The following is a 1,843-nucleotide window of genomic DNA, read 5'->3' as shown; positions in this document are numbered from 1 at the left end:
CCATTGACGAGGACTGCCGTTTCGTGATCCGCGACGATGACGGAACTGTTTTGACGATCGCGGCCGGCGACGTGCATTTCGGCGCGGTCGCGTCGGCCCGTCTTTGACGACTTGATTTGATTGGCTTGGCCTGACTGGCCAGGAAGGAAAGGATTTATGGCGAATACTGAGAACGCCGAACTCGTCTTCGCGCCGCTCGGCGGCGTCGGCGAGATCGGCATGAACTTCGCCCTCTATGGCTACGGGCCCGCGGACGCGCGCGAATGGATCGTAGTCGATGTCGGAGTCACATTTCCGGACAGCGCGCATCCGGGCGTCGATCTGATCCTGCCCGACACACGCTTCATCGAGGAGAACCTCGACGGCTTGCGCGGCGTGGTCGTAACCCATGCGCATGAGGACCATTACGGCGCGCTGCTCGATATCTGGCCGAAGCTCAAAGTGCCGGTCTGGATGACGCCGTTCACCGCCGGCCTGCTGGAGGCCAAACGGCAGGGCGAGCAGAACGCGCCAAAAATCCCGGCAATGATCTACAGGGCCGGCGAGACGTTCACTATCGGGCCGTTCGAGATCGAAGCCATCCCGGTTGCGCATTCCATTCCCGAGCCGATGTCGCTGGCGATCGCTACGCCCGCCGGCACGGTAATCCACACCGGCGACTGGAAGATCGATCCGGCGCCGACGATCGGCCCCAAGACGGATGAGGCGCGCTTCCGCGCTTACGGCGACAAGGGCGTGCTGGCGCTGATCTGCGATTCCACCAATGCGCTGCGGGAAGGGGAGTCGCCGTCGGAAGTGGCGGTCGGCGAGGGCCTGAAAGGCGTCATCGAAAACGCCAAGGGCCGCGTCGCGGTCACCACCTTTTCCTCCAATGTCGGGCGCATCGTTTCGATCGCCAAGGCTGCGCGGGACGCCGGCCGCCAGTGCCTTGTGCTCGGCCGCTCGCTGAAGCGCGTGATCGATGTCGCGACAGAACTCGGCTACATGGACGGCCTGCCGGAATTCATTGCCGAGGAGGATTACGGCTATATCCCGCGCGAGAATCTGGTGGTCATCTGCACCGGCAGCCAGGGCGAGCCGCTGGCCGCACTTGCGAAGCTGTCGCGCGACGAGATGAAGTCGGTGGCGCTGACGGCCGGCGACACGGTGGTGTTTTCCTCGCGCACCATTCCCGGCAACGAGAAGGCGATCCTGGAGATCAAGAACCGGCTGATCGACCTCGGCATGAAGATCATCGAGGACGGCGACGCGCTGGTGCATGTCTCCGGCCATCCGCGCCGCAGCGAATTGCGGAAGATGTATGAATGGGTGCGGCCGCAGATCGGCGTGCCGGTGCACGGCGAGGCGGCGCATCTGGTGGCGCAGGGCTCGCTGATGTCGATGTCGGGCATCGGCCAGGTGGCACAGGTGCGCGACGGCGATATGCTGAGGCTCTGGCCCGGTCCGGCCACGATCATCGACCAGGTGCCGTTCGGCCGCCTCTACAAGGATGGATACTTGATCGGAACCGACCAGTCGATGGGCATACGCGACCGGCGCAAGCTGTCCTATGCCGGGCATGTCGCGGTCAACGTCGTGCTCGACGAGAAATACGAGCTAGCCGGCGATCCCGATCTGGTGGCGATCGGCGTCGCCGAGGCCGATGCCAGCGGCGAGACGCTAGAGGACCTGATGCTCGATGCGGCAATCGGCGCGGTGGACTCGATCCCCCGCCAGCGCAGAAAAGACCTCGACCTTGTGCAGGAGGCCGTGCGCCGCGCCGTCCGCGGCGCCGCCAACGAAGCCTGGGGCAAGAAGCCGCTGGTGACGGTGTTTGTCACTAGATAAGGGAGTAGGGGAGTAC

1 protein-coding gene and 1 pseudogene are annotated in these 1,843 nt (G+C 64.5%); both read left to right on the top strand.

Annotation, left to right across the window (positions count from 1 at the left end; all coding sequences use genetic code 11):
- Positions 1–107: pseudogene (locus EOA60_RS39360) on the top strand (biotin--[acetyl-CoA-carboxylase] ligase); the annotation flags it as partial.
- Positions 108–156: 49 nt separating this feature from the next.
- Complete coding sequence (locus tag EOA60_RS31215; protein ID WP_095826198.1) at positions 157–1,827, top strand: ribonuclease J; 1,671 nt, start codon at positions 157–159, stop codon at positions 1,825–1,827.
- Positions 1,828–1,843: the final 16 nt, after the last annotated feature.

It is taken from the genome of Mesorhizobium sp. M1A.F.Ca.IN.020.06.1.1 (genome assembly GCF_004023265.1).
GTDB lineage: Bacteria > Pseudomonadota > Alphaproteobacteria > Rhizobiales > Rhizobiaceae > Mesorhizobium.
The sequence above is the reverse complement of the archived record's forward strand: the minus strand, read 5'-3'. Positions and strand labels throughout refer to the sequence as shown.

Coding starts and splice junctions, on each gene's coding strand:
- EOA60_RS31215 (WP_095826198.1), top strand. CDS start 157: ATGGCGAATACTGAGAACGCCGAACTCGTCTTCGCGCCGCTCGGCGGC.